Consider the following 209-nt stretch of genomic DNA (forward strand, 5'->3'; position numbering starts at 1 on the left):
CGACACCTACTTCTCGGTGGAGGGCGCCCCGACCGACGAGCTCTCGAAGTTCGCCTGGTCGACCCACGTGGTCTACCCGGAGAACCCGACCTCGTCGAAGACGGCCGCCATCCAGGGCATCCTCGGCGACATGCACACGGCGATCATGTCCGGTTCGACCTCGGTCGACGACGCGATCAGCCAGGCGGAGGATCGTGTGAAGAACGAGG

General features: G+C 65.6%; 1 pseudogene. It reads left to right on the top strand.

The features are described from left to right. Positions 1 to 209: pseudogene (locus FJ658_RS15090) on the top strand (sugar ABC transporter substrate-binding protein); the annotation flags it as partial.

Origin of the sequence: Schumannella sp. 10F1B-5-1 (genome assembly GCF_006517535.1) — a bacterium.
Classification (GTDB): domain Bacteria; phylum Actinomycetota; class Actinomycetes; order Actinomycetales; family Microbacteriaceae; genus Schumannella.